The organism is Pseudomonas sp. R3.Fl (genome assembly GCF_023516765.1).
GTDB classification, from domain to species: domain Bacteria; phylum Pseudomonadota; class Gammaproteobacteria; order Pseudomonadales; family Pseudomonadaceae; genus Pseudomonas; species Pseudomonas citronellolis.
The window spans coordinates 2,263,571-2,285,348 of record NZ_JAMGSO010000001.1 but is presented as its reverse complement, the minus strand read 5'-3'; the positions used below and the strand labels follow the sequence as shown (position 1 = coordinate 2,285,348).

Sequence of the window (21,778 nt, the reverse complement as noted above, 5' to 3'; positions counted from 1 at the left end):
CGCGAGCAAGCTCGCTCCTACAGGTGCGCGGCTCTTCGTAGGAGCGAGCTTGCTCGCGAACAGGTGTTTCAACGCGCCGGCAGGATCACTCCGCGGCACTCGCCGAAGCCGATGCGCGGGTAGCCTTCGCGCTCGCACCAGGCGCGCAGGATCACTTCGTCGCCGTCCTGCAGGAAGGTGCGCTGCTCGCCGCCGGGCAGTGCCAGCGGCTGCTTGCCGCCGACGGTGCTCTCCAGCAGGCTGCCGAAGGCTTCCTGCGCGGGCCCGGAGAGGGTGCCGGAGCCGAACAGGTCGCCGGCCTGCAGCTTGCAGCCGCCGACGCTGTGGTGGGCGACCATCTGCGCCACCGTCCAGTACATGTTCTGTGTGTTGCTCAGCGCCAGGCGCAGCGGCTCGATGCCCTGCTCGCGCATGGCGGCGGTCTGCAACAGCACTTCCAGCTGGATGTCGAACGCGCCGTGGGCCTGGTCGTGTTCGTCCAGCAGGTACGGCAGCGGCTGTGGGTCGCCTTCGGGGCGCGCCGGTTGGGCCTTGCGGAACGGCGCCAGGGCCTCGGCGGTGACCACCCAGGGCGACACGCTGGTGGCGAAGTTCTTCGCCAGGAACGGGCCTAGCGGCTGGTATTCCCAGGCCTGCACGTCGCGCGCCGACCAGTCGTTGAGCAGGCAGTAGCCGGCCACGTGCTGCTCGGCCTGGCCGATGCCGATGGCCTCGCCCATCTCGTTGCCCGGGCCGATCCAGATGCCCAGCTCCAGTTCGTAGTCCAGCCGCTTGCTCGGGCCGAAGCCCGGGGCCTCGGCGCCCGGCGCCAGGGTCTGGCCGTTGGGCCGGCGCACCGCGGCGCCGGAGGCGACCACGGTGGAGGCGCGGCCGTGGTAGCCGATGGGCACGTGCTTGTAGTTGGGCAGCAGCGGGTTGTCCGGGCGGAACAGGCGGCCGACGTTGTTGGCGTGGTGGATGCCGACGTAGAAGTCGGTGTAGTCGCCGACCTGGGCCGGCAGGTGCAGCTGGCAGCCGGCCTGGGCCGGCAGCAGGCTGGCGCCCAGTTCCTGCATCCGCGCCTGCTGCGGGCTGCCTTCGGCCAGCAGCGCCTGCAGTTGCTCGCGCAGCACACGGCGCGGGCCGGCGCCCAGGGCGAAGAAGGCGTTGAGGCTGGCGCCGCTGGCGGCTTCGGCGGCGTGGCGGGCCTCGCCTTCGAACAGGTCGGCGGCCAGCGCCGCCTTCAGGTCGAGGATGTGCTCGCCGATGGCCACGCCGCCGCGCGGCTCGCGGCCGGGGCTGCTGAACACGCCCAGCGGCAGGTTCTGCAGGGGGAAGTCGGGGTGGCCGTTGGCGGAGTCGAGCCAGCTGCGGCGGGTGTCTGCCTGGTTCATGGGGTTCAGTTCCTCTGGAAGGTCTTGGCCATGCCGCCCCAGCAGGCGTCGTAGTCGCGCTGCAGTTGCGGGCATTCGAGAGCGTAGCGGCTCGGGCGCAGCACGCGGCCGGTCTCGAACATGAAGGCCATGGTGTTTTCGATCTTGTGCGGTTTCAGCTCGGCGGCGATGGCTTGCACGGTGCTGGCGTTGTCCGGGCCGTGGGCGCTCATGCAGTTGTGCAGCGAGGCGCCGCCGGGGGCGAAGCCGTCGGCCTTGGCGTCGTAGGCGCCGAGGAGCAGGCCCATGAATTCGTTCATCAGGTTGCGGTGGAACCACGGCGGGCGGAAGGTGTTCTCGGCCACCATCCAGCGCGGCGGGAAGATCACGAAGTCGACGTTGGCCATGCCGTGGGTGTCGCTGGGCGAGGTGAGCACGGTGAAGATCGACGGGTCCGGGTGGTCGTAGCTGACCGTGCCGAGGGTGTTGAACAGGCGCAGGTCGTATTTGTAGGGCACGTTGTTGCCGTGCCAGGCGACCACGTCCAGCGGCGAGTGGTCCAGCTCGCAGGCCCACAGCTCGCCGAGGAATTTCTGCACCAGCTGCACCGGCGCGTCGATGTCCTCGTAGTGGGCCACCGGGGCGAGGAAGTCGCGCGGGTTGGCCAGGCCGTTGCTGCCGATGGGGCCCAGGTCGGGGATACGCAGGGCGGCGCCGTGGTTCTCGCAGATGTAGCCGCTGGCGCTGGCGTCGAGCAGTTCGACGCGGAACTTCATGCCGCGCGGGATCACCGCGATCTCCAGCGGCTCGATGTCCAGCCGGCCCAGCTCGGTGGCCAGGCGCAGGCGGCCCTGTTGCGGGACGATCAGCAGCTCGCCGTCGGCGTCGTAGAACACCCGGTCCATGGAGCGGTTGGCGCGGTACAGGTGCACGCTGACGCCGCTGGCCTGCTCGGCGTCGGCGGTGGCGGCGAGGGTCAGCAGGCCGTCGAGGAAGTCGGTGGGCTCGCCGGGGATGTCCTGGGGGTTCCAGCGCAGGCGGTTGGGGTTCACCTGGCCCGGCTCGCGGCCGGGAATCTGCCGCGCCAGGCGCTCGAAGCGCGGGTGGCTGGCCGAGGGCTTGATGCGGTACAGCCAGGTGCGCCGGGCCTCGCTGCGCGGCACGGTGAAGGCGGTGCCGGAAAGCTGCTCGGCATAGAGCCCAAAGGGCACCTGCTGCGGCGAGTTCTGCCCGTGGGGCAGGGCGCCGGGCAGGGCCTCGCTGCTGAACTGGTTGTTGAAACCCGACAGGTAGGTGAGCGATTCGGCGGACGACATGGCGACCTCGTTGTTTTTGTAATCGAATTACGAATAACGTAATTTGAACGCCGGAAGGGGTCAAGCTATAACAGCGCCTCCATCGACGAACGAGTCATTGCATGGCCATTCCCAGGGACACCGGCGACGCGCCGAAACGCCAGAAAGTGCAGGCCGCCGAAGTCGGCACCGACATCCTCAAGGGCCTGGCCGACCTGGCCCCGGCCACTTCGCTGTCGCGCCTGGCCGAGCACGTGGGCATGCCCGCGGCCAAGGTCCACCGCTACCTGCAGGCACTGATCGCCAGCGGCTTCGCCGAGCAGGACGCGGCCACCAACCACTACGCCCTGGGCCCGGAGGCGCTGTTCGTCGGCCTGGCCGCCATCGGCCGGCTGGACGTGGTGCGCGCCGCCACGGCGCACCTGAGCGCCCTGCGCGACGAGCTGAACGAAACCTGCTTCCTCGCCGTGTGGGGCAACAAGGGCCCGACCGTGGTGCAGGTGGAGCAGCCGCTGCGCGCGGTGACCCTGGTCACCCGCGTGGGCTCGGTGCTGCCCTTATTGGGCTCGTCCACCGGGCTGGTATTCAACGCCTACCTGCCCGACGGCGAGACCGCACCGCTGCGCGAGGAGGAGAAGGGCATGCCTGGTGCGCTGGACGAGGCGGAGTTGCACAAGCAGACGGCGGAGATCCGGGCCACGGGTCTGCACCATGTGCATGGGTTGTTGATGCCGGGGGTGAATGCGCTGTCGGCGCCGGTGTTCGCGGTGGGTGAGCAACTGGCGGGGGTGGTGACGGTGGTGGGGGCGGCGAGTGCCTTTCGTGCCGAGACCCAGGGGCGGGCGGCGGAGTTGCTGAAGGAGGCTGCGGCGGCGATTACCGCGCGGATGGCGGGGCGTAGGCCGGAGTAGGGGGCTGTTCGTGCCACCGGGGCGTCCGGCGTGGCCGGTGAATCTAATCGCGGACAAAGTCCGCTCCTACGCCCGTGCTTCCCTGGAGTCGTAGGAGCGGACTCTGTCCGCGGTAGGAGCGCGCCGTGCGCGCGAATCGCGGGCACGGCCTCTCGTAGGAGCGAGCTTGCTCGCGAACCGCATGGCACCGCATTTGTTCGCGAGCAAGAACTAGGCGTCCCCCTCGCTCCTACGAAGAGCACCTCGGCGCGGTTTATTTCGTCTCCAACACCCCACGGCGGATCTGATCCCGTTCGATCGATTCGAACAGCGCCTTGAAGTTGCCTTCGCCGAAGCCGTCGTCGCCCTTGCGCTGGATGAACTCGAAGAACACCGGGCCCATCAGGGTTTCCGAGAATATCTGCAACAGCAGCCGGCGGCTGCCGCCCTCGGAGGTGCCGTCGAGGAGGATGCCGCGGTTGCGCAGTTCTTCCACCGGCTCGCCGTGGTTGGGCAGGCGCTCTTCGAGCATCTCGTAGTAGGTCGCCGGCGGCGCGGTCATGAAGCGCATGTCCAGGCCCTTGAGGGCGTCCCAGGTCTTCACCAGGTCGTCGGTGAGGAAGGCCACGTGCTGGATGCCCTCGCCGTTGAACTGCATGAGGAATTCCTCGATCTGCCCGGCGCCCTTGGAGGATTCCTCGTTGAGCGGGATGCGGATCATGCCGTCCGGCGCGGTCATGGCCTTGGAGGTCAGACCGGTGTACTCGCCCTTGATGTCGAAGTAGCGGATCTCGCGGAAGTTGAACAGCTTCTCGTAGAAGTCCGCCCAGTAGGCCATGCGCCCGCGGTACACGTTGTGGGTGAGGTGGTCGATGATCTTCAGGCCGGCGCCTTTGGGGTGGCGGTCCACGCCTTCGATGAACTCGAAGTCGATGTCGTAGATCGACGAGCCCTCGCCGAAGCGGTCGATCAGGTACAGCGGCGCGCCGCCGATGCCCTTGATCGCCGGCAGGCGCAGCTCCATCGGCCCGGTGGGGATTTCCACCGGCTGCGCGCCCAGCTCCAGGGCGCGGGCGTAGGCCTGGTGCGCGTTCTTCACGCGGAAGGCCATGCCGCACACCGAGGGGCCGTGCTCGGCGGCGAAGTAGGCCGCCAGGCTCTTGGGCTCGTTGTTGAGGATCAGGTTGATCTCGCCCTGGCGGTACAGGTGCACGTCCTTGGAGCGGTGGCTGGCCACCTTGGTGAAGCCCAGGCTGGCGAAGATGGGTTCCATCACGCCGGAGGTGGGGGAGGCGAATTCGATGAATTCGAAGCCCATGAGGCCCATGGGGTTGTCGAAGAGGTCTGCCATGTTCGTGTTCCTCGCGGTGGACGCGCTCGGCGGCGCGTCCGGGATTCGGAAAGTCGTGGGGTCAGCTGCGCGGCTGGCGCGGCGGCGAGCAGGGCACGCCGCGTACGCTGCGGGCGAGGAAGTCGCCGATGGTGACTTTGAATCCGAGGCTTTGCATGGCGCGCTCCTCAGGCCGGCTTGTCGGCCTGGACGTCCGGGTGGGCCTGGCGGAAGGCCGGGTGCTCCAGGGCCAGGCGCTCTACCCTGAGTATGCGCGGGAATGGGCTCAGGTCCACCTCGAAGCGGCGGGCGGCGTACAACTGCGGCAGCAGGTAGACGTCGGCCAGGCCCGGCTGCGGGCCGCAGCAGAAGCCCTCGTCGCCGATCAGCGCTTCCACGGCCTTCAGGCCTTCGCCGATCCAGTGGGCGATCCACTGGTTCACGCCGTCCTCGTCTATGCCCAGCGCGCGCAGGCGGTTGAGCACGGCGACGTTGTGCAGCGGGTGGATGTCGCAACCGATGAGCGCCGCCACGCCGCGCTGGTGGGCGCGCTGCAGGGCGTCGGCCGGCAGCAGGGCGGGCTCGGGGTAGCGTTCTTCCAGGTATTCGATGATCGCCGGCGACTGGATCAGCAGCTCGCCTTCGTCGGTGCGCAGGGCCGGCACGCGGCCTTGCGGGTTCAGTGCAAGGTAAGCGTCCTGGCGGTGCTCGCCCTGCAGCAGGTTGACCGGGACGTGCCGGGGCTGCAGGCCCTTGAGGGCCAGGGCGATGCGCACGCGGTAGCTGGAGGTGGAGCGGTAGTAGGTGTAGAGGTCCATGGACTCTCACTCGCAGGCAGCGTGCGCGTCGTGGCGGGCACTGTTGTTTTCGTAATTGCCTTACACTCTGCGTAATTTTTCCGCCGAGGGCAAGCCCCCGCGCTCCTTCGGGGGCTCGCCGCGCTGCCTTCAGTCGATGCGTTCGAAGGGCAGGCCGACGTAGTTCTCGGCGATGCAGGTGCGCCCGGCCTGGGAGTCGAGGAAGTAGGCCAGTTCAGTATCGAGCATCTTCTGGGTGAAGGCGTCGTTGTCGGGGAATTTGTGCAGCATGCTGGTCATCCACCAGGAGAAGCGCTCGGCCTTCCAGATGCGCCGCAGGGCGACTTCCGAATAGCGCTGCAGCAGCTCGACGCGGCCTTCGCCGTAGACCTTCACCAGGATGCGGTACAGGGCGTCGACGTCGCTGGCCGCCAGGTTCAGGCCCTTGGCGCCGGTGGGCGGGACTATGTGCCCGGCGTCGCCGACCAGGAACAGCTTGCCGTACTGCAGCGGCTCCACCACGAAGCTGCGCAGCGGGGCGATGCTCTTCTCCAGCGACGGGCCGGTGACCAGGCGCGCGGCGGCGTCGGCCGGCAGGCGGCGCTTGAGTTCGTCCCAGAAGCGCTCGTCGGACCAGTCCTCGACCTTCTCCTCCAGGCCCACCTGCAGGTAGTAGCGGCTGCGGGTGGCCGAACGCATGCTGCTGAGGCTGAAGCCGCGCTCGCTGCTGGCGTAGATGAGTTCGTGGTTGACCGGCGGGGTGTCGCTGAGCAGGCCGAGCCAGCCGAAGGGGTAGACGCGTTCGTAGGTCTTGAGCTTGTCCGCCGGGATGGTCTGCCGCGACACGCCGTGGAAGCCGTCGCAGCCGGCGATGTAGTCGCAGTCCAGGCGCGCCGTCTCGCCGTCCTTGGTGAAGGTGACGTAGGGCTTCTCGCCCTGCACCTCGTGCAGTTGCACGTCGCCGGCTTCGTAGATGCTCAGGGCGCCGCTGGCCTGGCGGGCTTCCATGAGGTCGCGGGTGACTTCGGTCTGGCCGTAGACCATCACGTTCTTGCCGCCGGTCAGGCCCTTGAGGTCGATGCGCTCGCGGCGGCCGTCCAGCACCAGCTCGAAGCCGTCGTGGGGCAGGCCCTCGGCGTCCATGCGGGCATTGGCGCCGGCCTCGCGCAGCAGGTCCACGGTGCCCTGTTCCAGCACCCCGGCGCGGATGCGCCCGAGCACGTAGTCCGGGCTCTGGCGTTCGAGGATGACGTTGTCGATGCCGGCACGTTGCAGCAGTTGGCCGAGCAGCAGGCCGGAAGGGCCGGCGCCGATGATGGCAACCTGGGTTTTCATTGTTGTTTTCCTCGTCGTCGCGGGCCGGGGCCTGGTCGTAGGCACGCCCCCTGGCCGCGTAGTTGTTATTGGCACCTGCATTTTTGGTGGATGAATCGCCGCGCAGAAGGCAATATCCAACAGATAACCTGGATTTTTCGTGGATAGCCCCGGCGGCCTATAAATGCACAAGACGCCCGCTTCGAATCCGGTCCCGGTGTTCCAGCTCTACGGCGAGACCCACGCCTGGCCGACACCCGACCCCCTGCACTGCGAGACCATTCCGTCGCGCAGCAGCCTCTACGACTGGGAGATCCGCCCGCACCGCCACGCCGACCTGGTGCAGCTGCTCTACGTGCGCGCCGGCGAGGCCGAGCTGGAAGTGGAGGGCAGCGTCACCCGCGTGCGCGAGGCCACAGTGCAGGTCTCGCCGCCCCTGTGCGTGCACGGTTTCCGCTTCACCGCGCAGATCGACGGCTACGTCCTCAGCCTGGCCCAGCCCTTCGCCGAGGAGCTGCTGCGCCAGTTCGACCGCGCCGTGCTGGAGCAGCCGCAGTGCTACGCGGTGGGCGAGGACGAGCGCTACCTGAGCACCCTGTTCGACTCCATCGAGCGCGAATACGCGCGCCAGGAGCCGGGCCGCGAGCTGATGCTGCGCTCGCTGGTCAGCGCCCTGCTGGTGTGGCTGGGCCGCCGCCACCTGCAGGCCAGCCACGCCGCCAGCGCCGCGCCGGATCGCGGCCGCGAGCACCTGCAGGCGTTCCGCCGGCTGGTGGAGGAGCACTTGCGCGAGCACCTGCCGATCGAGCGCTACGCCGAGCGCCTGGGCATCAGCGCGGCGCACCTCAACGCCCTGTGCCGGCGCCTGGCCGGCGTCTCGGCGCTGCAGCTGATCAGCCAGCGCCTGCTGCTGGAGGCCAAGCGCAACCTGGTGTACACGGACATGACCGTGCAGGAGGTCTCCGACCAGCTGGGCTTCTCGGAGCCGGCGTACTTCTCGCGATTCTTCAAGCGCGGCACCGGGCAGTCGCCCAGGGCCTTCCGGGGTAACCGATGAACATCGACTCACGCATCAAGTTCCGCCACCTGCTGTGCTTCCTCGAAGTGGCCCGCCTGGGCAGCCTGGCGCGCGCCGCCGACCGCCTGGCGGTGAGCCAGCCGGCGGTGTCGAAGACCCTCAAGGAGCTGGAGGAAGTGCTCGACGCCAGCCTGTTCGAGCGCGGCAAGGGCGGCGCCGTGCTGACCGAGGCCGGCATCGCCTTCCTGCGCTACGCCGGGCCCTGCGTGCAGGCCCTGCGCGACGGCGTGGAGAGCCTGCGCGGCGGCGAATACGCGGCCAGCAGCGCGCGCCTGGGCGTGCTTTCCACCGTGGAGGGCGCCTTCCTCCCGGAAGTGGTGCGGCGCCTGCACGCGCGCCACGGGGCGCTGGTGGTCAGCGTGGTCACCGGGCCCAGCGCGCACCTGCTCTCGCAACTGCGCGTCGGCGAGCTGGACCTGGTGGTCGGGCGCATGACCGACAGCCCGCAGATCCAGGGCCTGACCTTCGAGCACCTGTACAACGAGCCGCTGACCCTGGTGGTGCGCGCCGGCCACCCGCTGCTGGGGCGGCCGCTGGACGCCGCGGAGCTGGAGGAATACCCGCTGGTGCTGCCCACCGCCGGCACCACCATCCGCAAGCGCGTCGACAGCCTGTTCGTCGAGCACGGCCTGCGCCAGTCGTCGCGGCGCCTGGAAACCCTCTCGCTGAGCCTGAGCCGGCGCTACGTCGACGACAGCGACGCGGTGTGGATGGCGCCGCTGGACGCGGTGCGCGCGGCCCTGGGCAAGGGCGAACTGGCCGAACTGGCGCCGCAGCTGCAGGAGGCCGGCGGCTCGGTGGGCATCTGCAGCAACGCCTCGCTGCCGCTGTCCCTCGGCGCGCACTGGTGCCAGGAGGTGCTGCGCGAGGTGGGGCAGGCGTATCGCGAAGGGGTTTATCCATAACCAATTGGTTAAGGATGGCGGGCAGCTTTTCAATTTTCCTGCGCGCCGAGCTGGCGGAAACTGCGGAGCACATGCCTGATGCTCTACAGGCTCCTATAACTCCAACAACAGGAGACCGCCATGTCCGAAGTGGACAACAGCCGGTTCGTCATCCGTGACCGCAACTGGCACCCCAAAGCCCTCACCCCCGACTACAAGACCTCCGTCGCCCGCTCCCCGCGCCAGGCGCTGGTGAGCATCCCGCAGTCGATCTCCGAGACCACCGGCCCGGACTTCTCGCACCTGAAGTTCGGCGAGCACGACAACGACCTGCTGCTCAACTTCAACACCGGCGCGCTGCCCATCGGCGAGCGCATCGTCGTCCACGGCCGCGTCGTCGACCAGTACGGCAAGCCGGTGCCCAACACCCTGGTGGAAATGTGGCAGGCCAACGCCGGCGGCCGCTACCGGCACAAGAACGACCGCTACCTGGCGCCGCTGGACCCGAACTTCGGCGGCGTCGGCCGCGCCATCACCGACAGCGACGGCCGCTACATCTTCCGCACCATCAAGCCCGGCCCCTACCCGTGGCGCAACGGCCCCAACGACTGGCGCCCGGCGCACATCCACTTCTCCATCAGCGGCCCGTCCATCGCCACCCGGCTGATCACCCAGCTGTACTTCGAGGGCGACCCGCTGATCCCGATGTGCCCCATCGTCAAGTCGATCGCCAACCCCGAGGCGGTGCAGAGCCTGATCGCGCGCCTGGACATGGGCATGGCCAACCCCATGGACTGCCTGGCCTACCGCTTCGACATCGTCCTGCGCGGCCAGCGCCAGACCCACTTCGAGAATCGCTGAGGAGGTTCGCCATGCCCGTTCAACTGCTCCCCGAAACCCCCTCGCAGACCGCCGGCCCGTATGTGCACATCGGCCTGGCCCTGGAAGCGGCCGGCAACCCGACCCGCGACCTGGAAATCTGGAACCAGATGGCCAAGCCCGGCGCCGCCGGCGAGCACATCCTGCTACTGGGCCACGTCTACGACGGCAACGGCCACCTGGTGCGCGACTCCTTCCTGGAGTTCTGGCAGGCCGACCACGAAGGCAACTACGACAGCCGCTACGACGCCGAGAAGGCGTTCAACGGCTTCGGCCGCACCGCCACCACCTTCGATGCTGGCGAGTGGACGCTGAAGACCATCAAGCCGGGCGTGACCAAGGCCGCCGACGGCCGTCCGCAGGCGCCGCACATCAACGTGTCGCTGTTCGCCCGCGGCATCAACATCCACCTGCAGACGCGCCTGTACTTCGAGGACGAGGCCGAGGCCAACGCCAAGGACCCGGTGCTCAACCTGATCGAACAGGCGCCGCGCCGCGAGACCCTGGTGGCCCGCCGCTGCGAAGTGAACGGCCAGTTGGCCTATCGTTTCGACATCCGCATCCAGGGCGAAGGCGAGACGGTGTTCTTCGATTTCTGATGCGTTCCGGCGCCTGAACGGGCGGGCCGCGCGAGCGGTCCGCCCGTCGGCGTTCACGGCATGGCGTAGGCTGTGCCTGATGACGAAGAAAACTGGAGCCCTTGCGTGAGCAACCGACTTTTCGACGCCTACTTCACCCAGCCGGCGATGCGCGAGCTGTTCTGCGACCGCGCGCGCCTGCAGGGCATGCTCGACTTCGAGGCCGCCCTGGCCCGCGCCGAGGCGCGCTGCGGGGTGATCCCGGCCAGCGCGGTGGCACCCATCGAGGCCGCCTGCCGCGCCGAGCTGTACGACTTCGACGCCCTGGCCACGGCCATCTGCAGCGCCGGCAACTCGGCCATCCCCATGGCCAAGGCGCTGGGCCGCCAGATCGCAGCGACGGACGCGGAAGCCGAGCGCTATGTGCACTTCGGCGCCACCAGCCAGGACGCCATGGACAGCGGCCTGGTGCTGCAACTGCGCGCCGCCGTCGGCCTGCTGGAAGACGACCTGGCGCGCCTGGGCGCGGCCCTGGCCGAGCAGGCGCGCCAGCACGCCGACGTGCCCATGGCCGGGCGCACCTGGCTGCAACACGCCACCCCGGTGACCCTGGGCATGAAGATCGCCGGCTGGCTCGGCGCGCTCACCCGCCACCGCGAGCGCCTGGCCGAACTCAAGCCGCGCCTGCTCAGCCTGCAGTTCGGCGGCGCCTCCGGCAGCCTGGCGGCGCTGGGCGACGACGGCTTCGCCGTGGCCGAGGCGCTGGCCGAGGAACTGCGCCTGCAATTGCCGGAACAGCCCTGGCACACCCAGCGCGACCGCCTCGTCGAATTCGCCGCCTGGCTCGGCCTGGTGGCCGGCAGCCTGGGCAAGCTCGGCCGCGACCTCAGCCTGCTGATGCAGACCGAGGCCGGCGAAGTCTTCGAACCTTCCGCGCCGGGCAAGGGCGGCTCCTCGACCATGCCGCACAAGCGCAACCCGGTGGGCGCCGCCGTGCTGATCGGCGCCGCCACCCGCGCGCCGGGCCTGGTGGCGACGATGCTGAGCGCCATGCCCCAGGAACACGAGCGCAGCCTCGGCCTGTGGCACGCCGAGTGGGAAAGCCTGCCGGAACTCTGCTGCCTGGTCTCCGGCGCGCTGCAGCAGGCGCTGCTGGTGGTGCCGGGCCTGGAAGTGGACGCCCAGCGCATGGCCCGCAACCTCGACCTGACCCGCGGCCTGGTGCTGGCCGAGGCGGTGAGCATCGCCCTGGCCCGGCGCATCGGCCGCGACGCCGCGCACCACCTGGTGGAGCAGTGCTGCCGCCAGGCCGTGGCCGAAGGCGCGCACCTGCGCCAGGTGCTGGGCGGCAACGCCGAGGTTCGCGCGCAATTGAGCGAAGCCGAGCTGGACCGACTGCTGGACCCAGCCCATTACCTGGGCCAATGCCGCCGCTGGGTGGAACGCGCCCTGGAAGAACACGCGCGCCTCGGCTGAGGCGCGACAGACAAGCGAGAGAGAACCCGATGGACGAGAAACAACGCTACGAAGCCGGCATGCAAGTCCGCCGCGCGGTGCTGGGCGACGCCCACGTCGACCGCAGCCTGCAGAACCGCACCGCCTTCAACGAAGAATTCCAGGAAATGATCACCCGCCATGCCTGGGGCGACATCTGGACCCGCCCCGGCCTGCCGCGGCACACCCGCAGCCTGGTGACCATCGCCATGCTCATCGGCATGAACCGCGAAGGCGAACTGAAACTGCACCTGCGCGCCGCCCGCAACAACGGCGTGAGCCGCGAGGAGATCAAGGAAGTGCTGCTGCAGAGCGCGATCTACTGCGGCATCCCGGCGGCCAACGCCACCTTCCACCTGGCGGAGGAAGTGTGGAACGAGCTGGGGACGGAGTCGCTGGAGGGGTGAGTCGCTCGCCGGGATTGGGCCGGGCCCGGCTTCGGCGTTGGCTGTGGCTCCGGTGTAGCGGCGTATAACCGCGAACGGTTATACGCCCTACGGCATGGTCGGGCCTGGCGTAGGGCGGATAACGTTCCACGTTATCCGCCGTTTGGCCTTGGTTCCCGGCGGCTCCGGGGCTGGCCTTGGCGTTGGCTATGGCCTCGATTCCCGGCGGCTCCGGGGCTGACCTTGGCGTTGGCTGTGGCTTCGGTGTATCGGCGTATAACCGCGAACGGTTATACGCCCTACGGCATCCGATCCGCCACGAAATCCGCCTCCGAACGCGCCTCCAGCTGCCCCTTGCGGCAAGCCCGCTGGAACCGCTCGAAGTCCCGCTCGTTCTGCAACGCATAAGCCTTGGCGTAATGCACCAGCGCATCGTTCAACGCATCGCTCTTGCCGATGTAGCCGGCGATCCGCGCCGCCTGGCCGCCGGACTTGGCGTGGGCGCAGGCCAGGGCGCGGCCGCAGACGCGAGCGTAGGCGAGGAAGGCGTTTTCGTCGAAGGTCTCCAGTTCCGCCGAAACCTTCATGTCGCGCAACTGGCGCACGTAGAAGTGGCGGCCGCCGGGGCCGGTGGTCCAGCCGAGGAAGAGGTCGCTGGCCGACTGCATCAGGCGCTGGCCGTCCACCACCCGCTGGCCCTGGTGGCGGGTGCGCAGCTTGCTGCGCACGTAGCCGGCCAGCACCGAGGGACGGGCTTCCTTGTACTGCAGGAACAGCGGCTGTTCCTGGGCGTCGATCAGCAGCGCCACCAGGCAGCGGGTGCCGACGCTGCCCACGCCCACCACCTTGAACACCAGGTCCTGCACCTCGAAGCGGTCCAGCAGGTCGCGGCGGTCGGCCTGCAGGGTGGAACGGTAGTCGCGCATGAAGGTGTCGTGCAGGTCCTGCCAGTGCTCCAGGTCCATCCAGTCGTCGTCCTTGTCCAGCAGCGAGGTCGAGGCGTGCAGGTGGAAGATTTCCGGCAGGTCGTCGCGGATCTGCAGGCGGCCCTTGGCGTCGCGCTCGGCGATCTTCGGCAGCAGCTCGGCGTGGGTGCGCCGGTTGGCCTTCTCGATGGCGCGCTGCACGTGCTCGCGCAGGTCCTTTTCCTTCTCCTGCTCCAGCGCCACCTCGTAGTCGATGCGCCCATACCACAGCTCCAGGGCGCCCATCTCGGCGCACTCGGCCATGTTCTGCTGGTAGGAGGCGACCAACTCGTGGCAGGCGTTCTCCTCCACGGTCTCGCCGTGGCGCAGGTCGCGGGCGGCGATCAGGAAGCTCGCCACCAGGCGCTTGAGGTCCCATTCCCAGGGGCCGGGGTGGACCTCGTCGAAGTCGTTGACGTTGAACAGCAGGTTGCGCTCGGGGGAGGCGAAGCCGCCGAAGTTCATCAGGTGGCAGTCGCCGCAGATCGGCAATTCCATGCCCATGTCCGGGGTGCCCGAGAGGTCGTGGGCCTGGAGCAGGGCGCTGCCGCGGAAGAAGGTGAAGGGCGACACCAGCATGCGCCCGTAGCGCAGCGCCACCAGCGACTGCACGCGGCCGGCGCTGGAGGCCTCGATCAGCGGCAGCGGGTCGCGGTCGATCTTCCCGGGTTCGGCGTGGCTGCTGCGCGGGCACTTGTCGCGGGCGTCCTTGCCCTGCTTGCGGAGTTCCTTGATGTCCATCGTTCACCTCCAATCCCGGGACCATGAATTCGAGCTTAGAGGCTGGCCAGGGGCCTGCAAGTCGGCGCATCGGGCTGGCCTGGAAAGGGCATTTCTGCGATGGTCGCGGCGTCTCGTCGTCAGGAAGCGTCCATGTCCGCCATCGCCATTGTGCTCGCCCGTCCCGCCAAAATGCCCTGGCGCGCCCTGGGCATCGCCCTCGGCCTGCTGGCCCTGGCCGGCTGCAGTTCGCAGTCCGCCCGCCAGGCGCCGGAGCCGACGCCGGCGCAGGTGCGCGCCACCCTGGCGCAGTTGCTGCCGGCCAAGGTGAGCGACCGCAGCGGCTGGGCCACGGACATCCAGGCGGCCTTCGCCGCCCAGCGCATCCGCCCGAGCACCGAGAACCTCTGCTCGGTGCTGGCGATCACCGAGCAGGAATCCAACTTCCAGGCCGACCCGCAGGTGCCGGGCCTGGGCCGCATCGCCCGCGGCGAGATGCAGAAGCGTGCCGCGCGCCTGCACGTCCCCAGCTTCCTGCTCGACGCCGCGCTGGCGCTGAAGTCGCCCACCGGCAAGAGCTACAGCCAGCGCCTGGACGCGGTGCGCAGCGAGCGCGAGCTGAGCGCCATCTTCGACGACTTCATCGGCATGGTGCCGCTCGGCCAGCAACTGTTCGGCCGCTTCAACCCGGTGCGCACCGGCGGTCCCATGCAGGTCAGCGTGGCCTTCGCCGAGCAGCACGCCGAGGGCTACCCGTACCCGCTGAAGGGCAGCGTGCGCCAGGAAGTGTTCAGCCGCCGCGGCGGCATGTACTTCGGCATCGCCCACCTGCTGGGCTACCCGGCGGACTACCAGCGGCCGCTGTACCGCTTCGCCGACTTCAACGCCGGCTGGTACGCCAGCCGCAACGCCGCCTTCCAGCGCGCGGTGAGCCTGGCCACCGGCATCCCGCTGGCGCTGGACGGCGACCTGATCCGCTACGACTCCAGCGCCGCCGGCGCCACCGAGCTGGCGGTGCGCACCCTGGGCCCGCGCCTGGGCCTGAGCGACAGCCAGGTCCGCCGCGATCTGGAGCAGGGTGAGCGCGCCGAATTCGGCGAGACGAAGCTCTACGCCAAGGTCTTCGCCCTGGCCGAGAAGAACGAAGGCAAGCCCCTGGCTCGGGCGGTGCTGCCGGGCATCACCCTGCACAGCCCGAAGATCACCCGCAACCTCACCACCGCCTGGTTCGCCCAGCGTGTGGACGAGCGCTACCAGCGCTGCCTGGCGCGGGCGGGGAAGGGCTGACCGCCGCGGGCCGCCTTGCGCTGCTCGCCCGGCGCCGCGAATAATCCCGGGCCCACTCCCGACGAGGCGCCCGGCATGCCCGCATCCTTCCCTCCCGTCCTGCTCGATGCCCTGCGCCAGGCGCGGCACTTGGTGGTGTTCACCGGAGCCGGAGTTTCCGCCGAGAGTGGCATCCCCACCTTCCGCGATGCCCTGAGTGGCCTGTGGCAGCGCTTCGATCCCGCCCAGTTGGCCACCCCCGAAGCCTTCGCCGAAGACCCGGCGCTGGTCTGGGGCTGGTACGAATGGCGGCGCATGAAAGTGCTGGCCGCGCAGCCCAACCCGGCGCACCGGGCCATCGCCGAACTGGCCGCGCGGGTACCGCGCCTGAGCCTGGTGACGCAGAACGTCGACGACCTCCACGAACGCGCCGGCAGCCCGGCGGCGATCCACCTGCACGGCAGCCTGCACCAGCCGCGCTGCGTGGCCTGCGGCCGGGCCCACGACGGCCTTTCGACGAGCCTGCGGGAACCGGAAGAGGGCCGCCGTCTGGAACCACCACGCTGCGTCCATTGCGGCGAGCGGGTGCGCCCCGGCGTGGTGTGGTTCGGTGAAATGCTCCCGGAAGCCGCATTGGAGGAAGCCTTCGCCGCCGCCAGGGCTTGTGACTGCCTGCTCTCCATCGGTACCTCCGGCGTGGTCCAGCCCGCCGCGATGATTCCGCAACTGGCCGCGGAAAGCGGCGCCGTGGTCGCCCACGTCAACCCGCAGCCGGTGAGCGTGCGCGGGCCGCGGCAGTTCAGCCTGGAAGGGCCTGCCGGGGTGGTGTTGCCGGCGTTGAGCGAGGCGGCTTTTGGTTATCGGGGGCAGGTCTGAAGGAGGGGGGCTTCGGGTAGCTACCAGGAGTCATAGGGAATGCCTTGTTCTCGGATATAGGCCTGGGCGGCTTCGGTCGGCGGACGGTAATAGATCCCCTTTGAATGCCCTTCATAGGGGCCCCGCTTATCGATGACTCCCTTGAAACGCCCGATTTCCTTCTCCTCGAGGCAGGGGCCGCCGACCCAGGCCTTGGCGATGCCGCCAGGGGCCATGCCGATGGAGATCATCTTGCGGTAGTCAGTTACCCAACTCCTGTCGCCCAGGCAGTAGGCCTGCTGGGGTTTGAGCATCTCATCGCGGACCCACTGCGAGATGTTGATGCGCACGTTGTAGGTCTGGGGTTCCACGAGGGACTGCCAGCGGATGAAGATGATTTCCGGCAGATCGACGCCTGTTACCGGCTTCAATTTGCCCATGCCGTTCTTGGGCCAGCCGACAGGGCTTCCGCTGTAGCCGACTACACCGGCATGAACGCGTTCATAGGCCAGCCCACGTCTGTCCACCACATCGACGCTTTCGACCCAGACTTCCATGTATTTCGGCGCACCTATGCCGACGGACCTGGCGTTGTAGGGCAGCTTGGGGCGACCTTGGCTTGTGCTGCAGCCCGTAAGCGTGGCTGCTGTAATGCAGAGCAGGAGCGCGTTCGTGATGGGCAGTCGCCTTTGTCGCCGATTACCAGGAGTCATAAGGAATACCGTGCTGGTCGATGTAGCTCCTAGACGCTGGTTCCAGGGATGGCCACGCATATTGCCCGTTGGTCTTGCCTTGCGATGGGCCGAGTTTTTCAATCACCGCCTTGTAGCGGCCGATTTCCTTTTCTTCGAGGCAAGGGCCGCCGATCCAGGCCTTGGCGATGCCGCCAGGGGCCATGCCAATGGAGATCATCTTGCGGTAGTCAGTTACCCAACTCCTGTCGCCCAGGCAGTAGGCCCGCTGGGGTTTGAGCATCTCATCGCGGACCCACTGCGGGATGTTGATGCGCACGTTGTAGGTCTGGGGTTCCACGAGGGACTGCCAGCGGACGAAGATGATTTCCGGCAGATCGACGCCTGTCACGGGCTTCAATTTGCCCATGCCGTTCTTGGGCCAGCCGACAGGGCTTCCGCTGTAGCCGACTACACCGGCATGAACGCGTTCATAGGCCAGCCCACGTCTGTCCACCACATCGACGCTTTCGACCCAGACTTCCATGTATTTCGGCGCACCTATGCCGACGGACCAGGCGTTGTAGGGCAGCTTGGGGCGACCTTGGCTTGTGCTGCAGCCCGTAAGCGTGGCTGCTGTAATGCAGAGCAGGAGCGCGTTCGTGATGGGCAGTCGCCTTTGTCGCCGATTACCAGGAGTCATAGGGAATGCCGTGGTCTTTGACATACGCCTCGGCTTTCTCGGAAAGGTAGTAATACTTGCCGCCCGAGAGACCTTCGTATGGTCCACGCTTGTCGATAACGGCCTTGTATCGGCCGATTTCCTTTTCCTCCAGGCAAGGTCCGCCGATCCAGGCCTTGGCGATGCCGCCAGGGGCCATGCCAATGGAGATCATCTTTCGGTAGTCGGTTTCCCAACTCTTGGTGCCCAGGCAGTAGGCCTGCTGAGGTTTGAGCATCTCATCGCGGACCCACTGCGGGATGTTGATGCGCACGTTATAGGTCTGGGGCTCCACAAGGGACTGCCAACGGACAAAGATAATTTCCGGTAGGTCGACGCCTGTCACGGGCTTCATCTTGCCGCCGCCGCTCCACCAGCCAGCGGTCTTGTTGTTGTAGGCCACGACGCCGGCATGAACGCGTTCATAGGCTAGCCCGCGCCTGTCCACCACATCGACGCTTTCGACCCAGACTTCCATGTATTTCGGCGCACCTATGCCGATGGACCAGGCGTTGTAGGGCAACTTGGGGCGACCTTGGCTTGTGCTGCAGCCCGTAAGCGTGGCTGCGAGGGCAATACATAAAAGCTTTTTCATTGTGGCTGGCCTTCCTCTGGCTTGTTGCTATAGGTCAGGCGCCGATTCGGCGCGGGCTTGTTGACCATTGCTCCGTAGCTGGGCGACCAGTGGGCAGACAAGTGGATATAGCGAGCCTTGAGCAGGCGATTTTCTGCTTTGCTCAATCGAAAGGGCGCGCCTTGGGCATAGGCGAGAAGGCTGGCGGATATGGTCTGTAACTCCATGGGTAACCTGAGATTCGGATCATCTTCGAGAATCCGGCCAAATGGCACGTCATGTAGCAGGGCCAATTCACGCATCACCCGAAGCGCCACCCGCGACAGTTCACCTCGTACCCGACGCTGAATGGCTATGGCAACCAACGCCCTTTGCGACACGTCGTGTTCATTGGCGTTGGGGAAATGCCAGCCGACCGGCTCCATCTGGCCATCACCGGGCAGTCCGTCCAGTTCCAGCCGGGCGACTTCAAGCTGGGCCTCCCGCCACACCGAACTGCGTTCCAGGGGCATGTTGGGGCTGACCCGGGTGGCGCGTGGCCGGCTCAGCAGCAGTTTCTCCTGCATCAGAGCCGGGTAGCCGCCGCCGATGTCCGAATGTGCGCCGGGCAGGGAAATCTCCTGGTGGTGCGGGGCTACGCTGGTCAGGGGAAAGTTCCAGCGGTGTTCGTCGGCCGCGGTCAATTGCACGACCTTGCGCGCGCAACCGGGGGGCAGGTAGAGGTTGATGCCGGGGTTGAGGTCGTTGGCTGGGCTCCAGTCGCCGCGCAGTGGGTCGACGATGGCGGCCACGGTATCGAACAGGCCGATGAAGTTGATGCAAACGTCGGTGCTCCAGTCGAAATCCGCCTGCAGGCCGAACTGCCCGGGCTTTAATACTTCGCCCAGGATGCCGCCATCGGGCTTGAGCACTTCGTTGGCGAAGTGGCGGGCTGCTGCCGCGCCGCGGCTGAAACCGAAGAGGTCGAATTCGAGACGGGCTACATGGATGCCTGGGTTGGTTCTTACGAATAGCAGCAGTTGGTCTTTGATCGCCGCAGGGCTTTGTATTACGCGTTGCAGTACGCCGGTTTCCCCCCGCCCCGTCGCCTGGCTGACACGCGAATCCGGCGCGCCGCTGGTGGTGCCTATGCCTTCGATGTATATCGGCACGTAACCGATAGTCGCATCTGGCTCCAGGGGAATGCTGGTGTTGTCCAAGTAGAGTTCGGATAGCAGGGCCACATTGCTCGGTGCATTCCCGTAGCTGTCGTTCGGATGGCTCTGGAAGACGCCATGCTCGTCCGGGGCGCTGAAGCCGAAGCGTTCGCAGATGGCGATGGTGTCCAGCAGGGTTTCCTCGCCGAGCTGCTGACGGTCGTCTTGGCGGCAGCGCTCGGTCAGTGCTGCGTTGGCCAGGTTGTTGCCGGTGCCGTCGAAGAAGGCTGCCAGGCGCAGGGTCAGGCCTGGCGTCTCGTCCAGCTCTTCTTCTTCGTCTTCTTCTTCCGGTTCTTCCTGGTCAACGGCTACTCGCACGGCCTGGCCGTCGAGCTCGAGTTGCTGGAATGCCTGCAAGGCCTCCAGGCTGGGGAAGCGCAGGTGTACGCCGCTGGCCATTTCGCCTGGCGGCTGCCAGTCCAGGCCGACGCTTTCCTCGGCCATCAGGGTGTGGGTCTGGCTGGCGATCAGTCGATGGCTGCCGGGCGGGCAGCCGCAGTTGACCACATGGTCATGGCCGGCCACCGGTTCACCGTTGGCCAGCCAGGTCGGGTTGCCTTCGGCGATCAGCCCGATGCTGCCACATCTCGGACAGCGCACCGGGTCGTTGCGCCTCGCCGCGAGGCGATGGCCGATGATCAGGTCGGGGGAGCCGGCGAGCACCTGGCCGCCGGTGGTAGTGCTGTCGTCCTTGCGAACGACGAAACGCTGGCCCATGTTGCAGCTCCTACAAGCATTCGGATGAGTCCGGCTGGCAGGAAATGCCTTTGTCGAGGGTTTGGCTGTCGGTGGTTTCTTGGCTGGGTGAGAGGCTTTTCCGGTTGTTTGCAGATTCGATCACAGTGCTCAGGCAATGCCGTCCGGCCGGGCGATTTCCAACTCCGGCAACGGCTTGCCCAGCAGCACCCCGACCAGCACGGCGAACGCCAGCGCCGCCACGCCGGCCACCTGCAGCAGCGTCTCGAAACCACCGATGAAGGCCTGCCGCGCCAGCGGCGCCAGGGCCTCGCGCAGGGCCGGGTCGACCAGCGCCAGGGCCGCCGGCAGGTCACCGGCTGCTACGCGGGTGGCCATGTCCGCGGCCTTGTCCAGTTGCGCCGGCGCCACGTTGGCGAGGGCTTCGCGCAGCAGTTGGGCGCTGCGCGCGGCGAGCACGCCGCCGAGGATGCCGATGGCCAGGACGATGGCGCCGAAGCGCGTGGTGGTGCTCAGGCCCGAGGCCATGCCGGTGCGTTCGCGGGGCACGCAGGCCATGATGTTCTTCTGGGTGTCGCCGTTGAGCAGCCCGGCGCCGGCGCCCAGCAGCAGGCTGGCCAGGGCGAAGGCCGGGTAGCCGCCGTGGCCCGCCGCCACGGCGCAGAGCAGGTTGCCCGTGCCGACCAGGGCCAGGCCCAGGGCGAACAGCTGCGCCGGACTCAGGTGCGCGGCCAGGCGCAGGCCCAGGCGCGGGGCCAGCAGCATGGCCAGGGCGAAGGGCAGCATGCCGGCGCCCGCGGCCACCGCCGTCAGTTGCAGGCCGTTCTGCAGGTACAGCGGCAGCAGCGTCATCATCACCTGGGCGCAGGCTGCGTAGGCGAACATGCCCAGCAGCGCGCCGATGAAGCGGGCATTGCGCAGCAGGTGCAGGTCGACCATGGGCCGCGCCTGGCTGCGCTCCACCAGCACGAACAGGCTGAGCAGGAAGCCGCCCAGCAGCAGGCGCGCGAGGGTCGGGGCGCTGTCCCAGCCGGCGCGGTTGGCGTCGATCAGCGCCCAGATCAGGTAGCCCAGGCCGCCGGCGAAGGTCAGGCTGCCCAGTGGGTCGAGGCGCGCGGCGGCGCTGTCGCGGGATTCCTCGATGCTGCGCAGGGCCATGGCGCCCAGCAGCGCCACCAGTGGCAGGTTGAGGTAGAAGATCCAGCGCCAGCCCAGGCTGGCGGCGATCAGCCCGCCCAGCAGCGGGGCGAAGGTGATGGTGGCGCCCATGCAGGCGCCCCAGAAGGCCCAGGCGCGCAGGCGCTCCCGTGGCTCGTGGAAGCGGTGGCCGATGGCGGCCAGGGCGGAGGTCAGCAGCAGCGCCGCGCCGATGCCCTTGGCCGCCCGCGCCAGGTCGAGGAACGCCAGGTTGGGCGCGGCGCCGCAGGCCAGCGAGGCGGCGCCGAACAGCGCCAGGCCGAGCAGCAGCATGCGCCGGCGGCCGAAGCGGTCGGCCAGGCTGCCGGCCGGCAGCAGGCAGGCGGCGAAGGCCAGCAGATAGGCGCTGACCACCCATTCGATGTCGGCGAAGGCGCCGGACAGGTCGCGGGCGATGCTCGGCAGGGCGACGGCGACTATGTTGGTGTCGAGGATGATCAGCGCGCACACCACCGAGGCGGTCAGCAGGGTGAAGCGCGCGGAAGGGCGGTTGGACATGGCGAGGCTCCGGAGCGGTGCCGGCGCCGGACTTTGCCGCGCGGCGCCGGCCTTGTAGTGTTGCTGCCACGGTAACGCCAGCGCGCGCCGGGCTTGTTAGGCGCGGCGGCCTGCGTCATTAGCCCGCAGCTAACGAGGCCCC

The 21,778-nt window shown here is 68.2% G+C and carries 20 protein-coding genes; 9 read left to right on the top strand and 11 right to left on the bottom strand.

Annotated elements, in window-relative coordinates; all coding sequences use genetic code 11:
• Positions 1–68 precede the first annotated feature (68 nt).
• A complete protein-coding gene (gene fahA, locus M8R19_RS09850; protein WP_249917698.1) occupies positions 69–1,373 on the bottom strand; it encodes a fumarylacetoacetase in 1,305 nt (434 codons plus the stop codon).
• 5 nt (positions 1,374–1,378) lie between these two features.
• Positions 1,379–2,668, bottom strand: coding sequence for a homogentisate 1,2-dioxygenase (hmgA, locus tag M8R19_RS09845; protein WP_249917697.1), 1,290 nt, complete (start codon positions 2,666–2,668; stop codon positions 1,379–1,381).
• Positions 2,669–2,769: 101 nt separating this feature from the next.
• Here hmgA and M8R19_RS09840 point away from each other — a divergent pair, with 101 nt between their 5' ends.
• Positions 2,770–3,558, top strand: a complete 789-nt coding sequence (locus M8R19_RS09840) for an IclR family transcriptional regulator (protein WP_074982998.1) — start codon at positions 2,770–2,772, stop codon at positions 3,556–3,558.
• Between the two features lie 253 nt (positions 3,559–3,811).
• Here M8R19_RS09840 and hppD read toward each other — a convergent pair whose 3' ends face one another.
• The 3 genes from hppD to pobA all read right to left on the bottom strand — a co-directional run bounded on the left by hppD (position 3,812) and on the right by pobA (position 6,999).
• Positions 3,812–4,888, bottom strand: coding sequence for a 4-hydroxyphenylpyruvate dioxygenase (gene hppD, locus M8R19_RS09835; RefSeq protein ID WP_074983001.1), 1,077 nt, complete (start codon positions 4,886–4,888; stop codon positions 3,812–3,814).
• 167 nt (positions 4,889–5,055) lie between these two features.
• On the bottom strand, positions 5,056–5,685 hold the full coding sequence (gene maiA / locus M8R19_RS09830) for a maleylacetoacetate isomerase (RefSeq protein ID WP_074983006.1): 630 nt from the start codon (positions 5,683–5,685) through the stop codon (positions 5,056–5,058).
• 129 nt (positions 5,686–5,814) lie between these two features.
• Positions 5,815–6,999, bottom strand: a complete 1,185-nt coding sequence (pobA, locus tag M8R19_RS09825; RefSeq protein ID WP_074983008.1) for a 4-hydroxybenzoate 3-monooxygenase — start codon at positions 6,997–6,999, stop codon at positions 5,815–5,817.
• A 163-nt stretch (positions 7,000–7,162) separates the two neighbouring features.
• Here pobA and M8R19_RS09820 point away from each other — a divergent pair, with 163 nt between their 5' ends.
• The 6 genes from M8R19_RS09820 to pcaC all read left to right on the top strand — a co-directional run bounded on the left by M8R19_RS09820 (position 7,163) and on the right by pcaC (position 12,298).
• Positions 7,163–8,035, top strand: coding sequence for a helix-turn-helix domain-containing protein (locus tag M8R19_RS09820; protein WP_249917696.1), 873 nt, complete (start codon positions 7,163–7,165; stop codon positions 8,033–8,035).
• Positions 8,032–8,961, top strand: a complete 930-nt coding sequence (gene pcaQ / locus M8R19_RS09815) for a pca operon transcription factor PcaQ (protein WP_116422540.1) — start codon at positions 8,032–8,034, stop codon at positions 8,959–8,961. The genes M8R19_RS09820 and pcaQ overlap by 4 nt, the downstream gene beginning before the upstream one ends.
• Positions 8,962–9,081: 120 nt before the next feature.
• Entirely contained in the window at positions 9,082–9,801 is a 720-nt protein-coding gene (pcaH, locus tag M8R19_RS09810) for a protocatechuate 3,4-dioxygenase subunit beta (RefSeq protein ID WP_009618056.1), read from the top strand.
• Between the two features lie 11 nt (positions 9,802–9,812).
• Complete coding sequence (gene pcaG / locus M8R19_RS09805) at positions 9,813–10,418, top strand: protocatechuate 3,4-dioxygenase subunit alpha (RefSeq protein ID WP_009618058.1); 606 nt, start codon at positions 9,813–9,815, stop codon at positions 10,416–10,418.
• Positions 10,419–10,523: 105 nt separating this feature from the next.
• Positions 10,524–11,873 (top strand): 3-carboxy-cis,cis-muconate cycloisomerase, encoded by a 1,350-nt coding sequence (locus M8R19_RS09800; RefSeq protein WP_301499853.1) that lies wholly within the window; start codon positions 10,524–10,526, stop codon positions 11,871–11,873.
• Positions 11,874–11,902: 29 nt separating this feature from the next.
• Positions 11,903–12,298: a 4-carboxymuconolactone decarboxylase gene (gene pcaC, locus M8R19_RS09795; RefSeq protein ID WP_058072711.1), complete on the top strand. Its 396-nt coding sequence runs from the start codon at positions 11,903–11,905 to the stop codon at positions 12,296–12,298.
• Positions 12,299–12,576: 278 nt separating this feature from the next.
• Here pcaC and M8R19_RS09790 read toward each other — a convergent pair whose 3' ends face one another.
• Entirely contained in the window at positions 12,577–13,983 is a 1,407-nt protein-coding gene (locus M8R19_RS09790; protein WP_249917695.1) for a DUF2252 domain-containing protein, read from the bottom strand.
• A gap of 171 nt (positions 13,984–14,154) precedes the next feature.
• Between M8R19_RS09790 and M8R19_RS09785 the strand changes: the two genes are divergently transcribed.
• The gene (locus tag M8R19_RS09785; RefSeq protein ID WP_249920152.1) at positions 14,155–15,249 is read left to right on the top strand and encodes a DUF1615 domain-containing protein; all 1,095 of its coding nucleotides are present in this window, start codon (positions 14,155–14,157) and stop codon (positions 15,247–15,249) included.
• A gap of 75 nt (positions 15,250–15,324) precedes the next feature.
• Positions 15,325–16,104, top strand: a complete 780-nt coding sequence (locus tag M8R19_RS09780; RefSeq protein WP_249917694.1) for an SIR2 family NAD-dependent protein deacylase — start codon at positions 15,325–15,327, stop codon at positions 16,102–16,104.
• A gap of 20 nt (positions 16,105–16,124) precedes the next feature.
• On the opposite strand, the gene M8R19_RS09775 is transcribed toward M8R19_RS09780, so the two are convergent.
• The 5 genes from M8R19_RS09775 to M8R19_RS09755 form a co-directional block, all read right to left on the bottom strand.
• A complete protein-coding gene (locus tag M8R19_RS09775) occupies positions 16,125–16,796 on the bottom strand; it encodes a DUF2931 family protein (protein WP_502942831.1) in 672 nt (223 codons plus the stop codon).
• Positions 16,783–17,457: a DUF2931 family protein gene (locus tag M8R19_RS09770; RefSeq protein ID WP_502942830.1), complete on the bottom strand. Its 675-nt coding sequence runs from the start codon at positions 17,455–17,457 to the stop codon at positions 16,783–16,785. The genes M8R19_RS09775 and M8R19_RS09770 overlap by 14 nt, the downstream gene beginning before the upstream one ends.
• Entirely contained in the window at positions 17,444–18,070 is a 627-nt protein-coding gene (locus M8R19_RS09765; RefSeq protein WP_074983024.1) for a DUF2931 family protein, read from the bottom strand. The genes M8R19_RS09770 and M8R19_RS09765 overlap by 14 nt, the downstream gene beginning before the upstream one ends.
• Positions 18,067–19,962 carry a type VI secretion system family protein gene (locus tag M8R19_RS09760; protein WP_249917692.1) on the bottom strand — a complete coding sequence of 632 codons (1,896 nt, stop codon included), beginning with the start codon at positions 19,960–19,962 and terminating at the stop codon, positions 18,067–18,069. Before M8R19_RS09760 ends, M8R19_RS09765 begins: the two co-directional genes overlap by 4 nt.
• A gap of 129 nt (positions 19,963–20,091) precedes the next feature.
• A complete protein-coding gene (locus tag M8R19_RS09755; RefSeq protein ID WP_249917691.1) occupies positions 20,092–21,636 on the bottom strand; it encodes an MFS transporter in 1,545 nt (514 codons plus the stop codon).
• Between the last annotated feature and the right edge of the window lie 142 nt (positions 21,637–21,778).

Bases quoted from the DNA above. Each gene is read 5' to 3' on its own strand.
- fahA (WP_249917698.1), bottom strand. From the start codon at position 1,373: ATGAACCAGGCAGACACCCGCCGCAGCTGGCTCGACTCCGCCAACGGC.
- hmgA (WP_249917697.1), bottom strand. From the start codon at position 2,668: ATGTCGTCCGCCGAATCGCTCACCTACCTGTCGGGTTTCAACAACCAG.
- M8R19_RS09840 (WP_074982998.1), top strand. From the start codon at position 2,770: ATGGCCATTCCCAGGGACACCGGCGACGCGCCGAAACGCCAGAAAGTG.
- hppD (WP_074983001.1), bottom strand. From the start codon at position 4,888: ATGGCAGACCTCTTCGACAACCCCATGGGCCTCATGGGCTTCGAATTC.
- maiA (WP_074983006.1), bottom strand. From the start codon at position 5,685: ATGGACCTCTACACCTACTACCGCTCCACCTCCAGCTACCGCGTGCGC.
- pobA (WP_074983008.1), bottom strand. From the start codon at position 6,999: ATGAAAACCCAGGTTGCCATCATCGGCGCCGGCCCTTCCGGCCTGCTG.
- M8R19_RS09820 (WP_249917696.1), top strand. From the start codon at position 7,163: ATGCACAAGACGCCCGCTTCGAATCCGGTCCCGGTGTTCCAGCTCTAC.
- pcaQ (WP_116422540.1), top strand. From the start codon at position 8,032: ATGAACATCGACTCACGCATCAAGTTCCGCCACCTGCTGTGCTTCCTC.
- pcaH (WP_009618056.1), top strand. From the start codon at position 9,082: ATGTCCGAAGTGGACAACAGCCGGTTCGTCATCCGTGACCGCAACTGG.
- pcaG (WP_009618058.1), top strand. From the start codon at position 9,813: ATGCCCGTTCAACTGCTCCCCGAAACCCCCTCGCAGACCGCCGGCCCG.
- pcaC (WP_058072711.1), top strand. From the start codon at position 11,903: ATGGACGAGAAACAACGCTACGAAGCCGGCATGCAAGTCCGCCGCGCG.
- M8R19_RS09790 (WP_249917695.1), bottom strand. From the start codon at position 13,983: ATGGACATCAAGGAACTCCGCAAGCAGGGCAAGGACGCCCGCGACAAG.
- M8R19_RS09785 (WP_249920152.1), top strand. From the start codon at position 14,155: ATGCCCTGGCGCGCCCTGGGCATCGCCCTCGGCCTGCTGGCCCTGGCC.
- M8R19_RS09780 (WP_249917694.1), top strand. From the start codon at position 15,325: ATGCCCGCATCCTTCCCTCCCGTCCTGCTCGATGCCCTGCGCCAGGCG.
- M8R19_RS09775 (WP_502942831.1), bottom strand. From the start codon at position 16,796: ATGACTCCTGGTAATCGGCGACAAAGGCGACTGCCCATCACGAACGCG.
- M8R19_RS09770 (WP_502942830.1), bottom strand. From the start codon at position 17,457: ATGACTCCTGGTAATCGGCGACAAAGGCGACTGCCCATCACGAACGCG.
- M8R19_RS09765 (WP_074983024.1), bottom strand. From the start codon at position 18,070: ATGAAAAAGCTTTTATGTATTGCCCTCGCAGCCACGCTTACGGGCTGC.
- M8R19_RS09760 (WP_249917692.1), bottom strand. From the start codon at position 19,962: ATGGGCCAGCGTTTCGTCGTTCGCAAGGACGACAGCACTACCACCGGC.
- M8R19_RS09755 (WP_249917691.1), bottom strand. From the start codon at position 21,636: ATGTCCAACCGCCCTTCCGCGCGCTTCACCCTGCTGACCGCCTCGGTG.